Genomic DNA, 5,484 nt, shown 5'->3' with positions numbered 1-5,484 from the left:
CATCGCCCGGCCCCGGGCCGGGCCCGGGCCGGGCGATGGCCCCGGCGGGAGGGCCGCGTCGTATCCGGCGAACAATTCATCCAGTCCCGGCGGGGGTTCGCGCCAACCCCGCGCGGTGGGCTCCTCCTGGCGCCGCCCGATCCGCAGCGACCGCAGCCGGGGGACGTCCGCGGGCCGCAGCAGGTCGGCGGTGGACAGGCCCAGCCGTACGCCCGTCCAGTCCTCGCCGGTGCGCTGGGCCACGCAGGCCCGCAGCACGATCGTCCCGCCGAAGGCGGAGTCCGCGCCGTCCAGCCTCAACTGGTACACCGGCGACCAGGTGGCCCCGGGTACGTGGTACTCGACCTCCAACTCCGCCTCGCAGGAAGCCTGCACGTCCTCGCCGTGCGGCGCGCCGCCACCGACCCGCTCCAGCGTCAGGACGGCGGCGGCCGACTCGCCCGCCCGCCCGGCGGGCAGCGAGCTGGAGGCCGCCTCCAGACGGTGGGTCAGCACACCGACGTCGTGCTCCGCGCCGCTCAGTTCGGCCTCCACCGTCCGCAGCCGCTCGTGGAGCAGCGCCAGCCGGCCGTCCACGAAGTCCGCCAGCGCCAGCAGCGACTCCACGGGAGCCCGGCGGGGCCGATCCCCGCGGCGCGGCCGCGGCGGCACCGCCCGCAGCTCCGAAACCTCCCCGATCTCCGCGGCGAGCCGGTCGCGCCGCTCGCGCAGCCGGTCCAGCCGGTCTTCGGCCTCCTCCAACTCCAGTCTCAGCGCGGGAGTCCCGCGGCCTTCCCGAGGCGCGGCGGTCCGTACCGGCCGTATATCGGTCACCCGCAGCCCGGGCGGTCCGGAGACGACCCGGCCGCGCAGCGAGTGGTCGTACAGCGCGATCGGCAGCCCCTCCACCCGGACGCGTACGCCCGCGTCCGAAACCGCCGGGCCTCCCGGCGGCAGGGGGCAGTGGGCGCGCCGGACGCACACGGCCCCGACGGCGTGCACCACCACGGACTCCAGCACCGACTCCAGCACGGGCTCCGGCGCCGGTTCCGCACCGGGTCCCGTCCGCGCACCGCCGCCCGCGGCCGCACCGTCCGTCATACCGCCCCCTCGTGCCCCTCGCCCGACCAGTGACCGCACCATAACCGCCAGGCGGGAACGGGGGCAGAGGCGTTGCGGAGGATCCGGGTGTCCTCCCGCCCCGCCTTCCGTCCTCGGACTCCGCGCCGGGCGGCGGCCACTCACCCGCGGAGCGGACGAGAGCCAGGCTCAACCGCGTGTGCGCAGGTACGCCTCCAGTTCGGCAGCCCCGGCCAGCATCGCCCGCCCGCGGGCCGACAGCCGGCCGTGCCAGTCGCGCAGCGCGGTCTCCAGCGGTTCCAGTCCGCCGGCCGTCCGCACCTGGTCGATCAGCGGGGCGATCTGCTCCAGCAGGTAGCCGCCCCGCCTGAGCTGGTGGACCAGCCGGGCGTCCCGTACGTCGGCCTCGCCGTAGACGCGGTACCCGGTACGCGGGTCGCGGTGCGGGCGGACCAGTCCGGCACGCTCCCACTTGCGCAGCGTCGCTGGCCGGAGGCCGAGCCCCCCGGCCAGCGGCCCGATGAACGTGCCGCCGGACCCGGACCCGGACCCGGCGTCGGGCTCCAGGTCGCGCAGGGCGTTCTCCACGGCCCGGAGGGTCCGGCGGTCCTCCAGGAGCTGGGTGTGGCTCTCGTCGAGGAGGCGGAACGCCTCCTCGTCCGCGCCTTCGTTCACTGCCCGCATGATCGCCGCCGCCGTCCGGTGGCCGTGGCCGGGTGCCAGGGCGAGGAAGGCGCGCAGGGCCCGCGAGTGCAGCGGGGTGTAGACGCGGTAGCCGTGGGGGGTGCGGTCGGCGGCCGGAAGGATGCCGGCCGCCTCGTAGTTCCTGACCGCCTGTGCGGACAGACCGTGCCCGCGCGCCAGATCGACCGGCCTGAGCCGTTCCTCGTTTTGAAGGTTTTTCCCCATGGAGCCGACCGTACCGCAGACAGGTCTACACCGAAGGTTCAACGATAGCGTTGAAGGTATGGCTACCGACACCAAGGACATCGCCCACGCCGTCGACGCCGCGGCCGTCATGGGGCTGCTCCCGGACCGGCCCCGGCTGCTCGCCCTGGGCGAGCCCACCCACGGCGAGGACGCGCTGCTCGGCTTGCGCAACGAGCTGTTCCGGCAGTTCGTCGAGGAGGAGGGCTACCGGACGATCGCGATCGAGAGCGACTGTGTGGCGGGCCTGGTCGTGGACGACTACGTCACCTCCGGCACGGGCACCCTCGCCCAGGTCATGGAGAGCGGGTTCGGTCACGGCTGGGGCGCCCTCGAAGCCAATCGCGAACTCGTGCGCTGGATGCGCGCCCACAACGTCCGCGCCGACGCCGAGGGCCGGCCCGTCTCCGAGCGGCTCCGCTTCGCCGGCTTCGACGGCCCGCTGGAGATCACCCACGCCGCGAGCCCCCGGCAGGCCCTCACCGCGCTCCACCGCCACCTCGCGGCCCATGTGGAGGCGGATCTGCTCCCCTGCGACGCGGAGACGCTCGACCGCCTGCTCGGCGACGACGGCCGGTGGACCGACCCCGCCGCGATGACGGACCCGTCCCGGTCGGCGGGGCAGTCGGCCGAGTCGAGCAGGCTGCGGCTGCTCGCCGACGACCTGGTGGCGCTGCTGGAGGAACAGACCCCCCACCTGATCGCGGCGACCTCACGGGAGGAGTGGGACCGGGCGCGCCTGTACGGGCGCGCCGCGACCGGTCTGCTGCGCTACCACCACCGGATGGCCGACGCCTCACCGGCCCGCATGGCCCGGCTGTGCGCGCTGCGGGACTCGATGATGGCCGGAAACCTCCTCGCCCTCGCCGACCGGGGCCCGGTGCTCGTCCACGGCCACAACTCCCACCTCCAGCGGGGGAGGAGCACGGTGCGGATGTGGGAGGGGCCGGTGGAGTGGTGGAGCGCCGGCGCGCTGGTGAGCGCCCGGCTCGGCCGGGAGTACGCCTTCGTGGCCACGGCCCTGGGCACGATCCGCCACCGTGGTGTGGACACCCCGCCACCGGACACCCTCGAAGGGCGGCTGTACGCGCTCCCCGGGGACCGCTGCCTCCTCGGTGCCCGGCGGCTGGCCGTGGCCCTCGGCGCCAGGCCGCCCGCGCCCCGAGTGTCGCCCTGGTTCGGCTACGCACCCCTCGACCCGGCAGGCCTGGCCGACAGCGACGGCATCGTCTTCGTCAGGGACGTCGTGCGGGGCTGACCCGCGCGAAGCCGCGTCCGCGGCATGCCCGCGGCCCTTTCCAGATGCCCGAACCGCTTCCAGGGTCGGGTTCGGCAAACTTTTTCTGCCATCGTCGGCCACCGAAGGAGCCCGAACCCCCCGGTCACCCAACGCCTCCGAGCCGCCGTCGTCGACGTGGACGCCGGACGGATCGACGTTTTCCGCGCGGGCGGGCGGCGGGCTGCACCGACCTGGCCCCGATGCTGGAGCGGGAGAGATCCGACGCGCTGCGCGCCGGCGCGTCCGTCAGGTGCGCGCCTCCAGATCGCGCCGGGTGTCGTCGCCGTACACGCCCTCCTCGTCGCCCCGGACGCCGTACCACTGCTGGTAGCGGGCGACGGCCTCGGCGACCTCGGCGTCGTAGCGGCCGTCGACGTCGCCGCCGGGATAGATGCCCTGGACCTGCCGCAGCCGCCGCTGGAGCTCTGCCACCTCCGGGCCGCTGTCGCCCTCCCACAGCATGCCGGGCGCGGGGTGCCGCGACTGCTGGGAGGCGGGGTTGGGCGGAGGTGCGGCGGACGCCGGCGGTGTGCGGACCGGCTGTTCGGACGCGGAGGGCGTACCGGCCGGGGCGGGTGCGGAAGGGGAGGAGGACTCCGGGGCCGCCCTCTCCGGAGAGGACGGCGGGCCGCCGGACAGCGGTGAGCGGTGAGCGGCCGGTGTCAGGACACCGGAGGCCACCAGCAGGGTCGCCAGAGCGGACCCGATCGCGCCGGTCGTCAGGATCAGGGCGGTGGTGCGCGGGCCTCGGTATCCGGTCAGGAAACCCGTGCGGGGCTCGGGGGGTACGACGGGACCGGTCGGCGCGGCCGGGCCGGCCCGGTGGGAGCCGTCGGCCTCCGCATCCCGCGCACCGGCCGTGCTCCCGGTGGTGCCGCCGGCCGTATCGCCGTCACCGGACCGCCGCGGTGCGCCCGGCCCGCGGAGGTTCCACGGGCCCGGGGACCGCGGCTCCCCGGCATCCGGACGACGAAACCGCGGCCTCGGATCGGGACGTAACGCCATCTCCCCCTCCTGTTCCCCCTCCGCGCCCGCACGCGGGGCAGGGCGCGGAGGAGAGCGCCGTGCGCCTATGCGAACGCTCCGCCGCCACACCCCGCCGCAGCACCCCACGCCGCAGAGTACGCGACCGCTCACGGATGGTCCCAGGGGAGGACTTTACTCGCTCGCAGCCGCACCGGAGCCGGCCGTGTGCGGACAGTGCGCGGTTCCTTCGGGTTCTTCACGCCCGTCGCGTGCCGGGCCGCTCCCGGATGTGCCGTGAGCCCGGGGGTCCCTGGGCCCGGGAGTGTTCAGGGAGCGCCGGCGGCGTCGAGGTACATCCACGCGCCGGCGCGGCGCACGAAGCGGCTGTGCTCCTCCACGACCCCCTTGTGCCCCCGCTCGGTGAAGTGGGCACGGAAGAAGACGGTCCCCTCGGTGTGGAAAGGGCTGCCGCCGGTGGCGCCGAGAATCTCCAGACGCCGCCACCGGGTGTCCGGGTCCGGCTCCAGCCGCTCCGGCGCGGTGTCCGGGTGCCAGGTGCGCAGCAGATATGCCCGGTCCCGCACGGCGAAGGCGCTGTAGCGGGAACGCATCAGCGCCTCCGCGGTGGGGGCTGCCGCCTGTCCCCGGTGGAACCGGCCGCAGCAGTCGGCGTAGGGGGCGGGCAGGCCGCACGGGCAGGGCGCGTCGGGGGAGAGGACGGGGGAGGCTGACGGAGCCTTCCGGCGCGGACGGGATCGGCGTCGTGACATGCCTCAATGGTGACCGCCGCGCGGACCGCGCCGCGCTCCGGGACGCCGGGAGCGGGACGGCGCAGCGGTGCGGCCCGCTGTAAGGCCCCGCGCTCTAATCGCCCATCTGCTGTCCGGCATCCCGTATCGCCAGGTCGAGCCGCCCGGGCTGAGCCTGCCGCCCCGGCCGCCGTCCACCGGCTACCGGCGGCCGCCGAGGGAGACCCGGACCCGCGTGCCCGACCACGCCGGGACCCTGGAGGGAGCCGGAAGGGAGGGGAGCGGCGGGTAGCCGTGCCCACGCCGTGTGCCCGGCGTACGGGGGTCACGCAGGGCACACGGAGCCTGCTGGAGGCCACCCGCTTCCCCGCGGGCTCCGGTCGCGCGGTGCGCGGTCTTGCTCCGCTTCTCCGCGCCCGGTGGCCGCCTCCGAAGGCCACTACCAGGACACCACGGGCGGGACCGGGGCGGCAGGGCCGACGGTCCCGGGGGGGGGGGGGGGGG

Annotated in this window: 5 protein-coding genes; 1 reads left to right on the top strand and 4 read right to left on the bottom strand. The window is 75.7% G+C overall.

Features of this window, described 5'->3' with window-relative positions; translation table 11 throughout:
- Together LJ221_RS23505 and LJ221_RS16990 are read right to left on the bottom strand one after the other, a co-directional pair.
- The coding region (locus LJ221_RS23505; protein WP_302852022.1) for a DUF4139 domain-containing protein at window positions 1–1,080 on the bottom strand (1,080 nt) is incomplete at its 3' end.
- A 168-nt stretch (window positions 1,081–1,248) separates the two neighbouring features.
- Window positions 1,249–1,968, bottom strand: coding sequence for a TioE family transcriptional regulator (locus LJ221_RS16990; RefSeq protein WP_241717577.1), 720 nt, complete (start codon window positions 1,966–1,968; stop codon window positions 1,249–1,251).
- Between the two features lie 58 nt (window positions 1,969–2,026).
- Between LJ221_RS16990 and LJ221_RS16985 the strand changes: the two genes are divergently transcribed.
- Window positions 2,027–3,244 (top strand): erythromycin esterase family protein, encoded by a 1,218-nt coding sequence (locus LJ221_RS16985; RefSeq protein ID WP_241717576.1) that lies wholly within the window; start codon window positions 2,027–2,029, stop codon window positions 3,242–3,244.
- A 267-nt stretch (window positions 3,245–3,511) separates the two neighbouring features.
- Here LJ221_RS16985 and LJ221_RS16980 read toward each other — a convergent pair whose 3' ends face one another.
- Window positions 3,512–4,270: a peptidoglycan-binding protein gene (locus tag LJ221_RS16980; protein WP_241717575.1), complete on the bottom strand. Its 759-nt coding sequence runs from the start codon at window positions 4,268–4,270 to the stop codon at window positions 3,512–3,514.
- 287 nt (window positions 4,271–4,557) lie between these two features.
- The gene (locus LJ221_RS16975) at window positions 4,558–5,001 is read right to left on the bottom strand and encodes a YchJ family protein (RefSeq protein ID WP_241717574.1); all 444 of its coding nucleotides are present in this window, start codon (window positions 4,999–5,001) and stop codon (window positions 4,558–4,560) included.
- Window positions 5,002–5,484 lie beyond the last annotated feature (483 nt).

The sequence above is a fragment of the Streptomyces sp. CNQ085 genome (assembly GCF_022614595.1).
GTDB lineage: Bacteria > Actinomycetota > Actinomycetes > Streptomycetales > Streptomycetaceae > Streptomyces.
The sequence above is the reverse complement of the archived record's forward strand: the minus strand, read 5'-3'. Positions and strand labels throughout refer to the sequence as shown.

Coding starts and splice junctions, on each gene's coding strand:
- LJ221_RS16990 (WP_241717577.1), bottom strand. CDS start 1,968: ATGGGGAAAAACCTTCAAAACGAGGAACGGCTCAGGCCGGTCGATCTG.
- LJ221_RS16985 (WP_241717576.1), top strand. CDS start 2,027: ATGGCTACCGACACCAAGGACATCGCCCACGCCGTCGACGCCGCGGCC.
- LJ221_RS16980 (WP_241717575.1), bottom strand. CDS start 4,270: ATGGCGTTACGTCCCGATCCGAGGCCGCGGTTTCGTCGTCCGGATGCC.
- LJ221_RS16975 (WP_241717574.1), bottom strand. CDS start 5,001: ATGTCACGACGCCGATCCCGTCCGCGCCGGAAGGCTCCGTCAGCCTCC.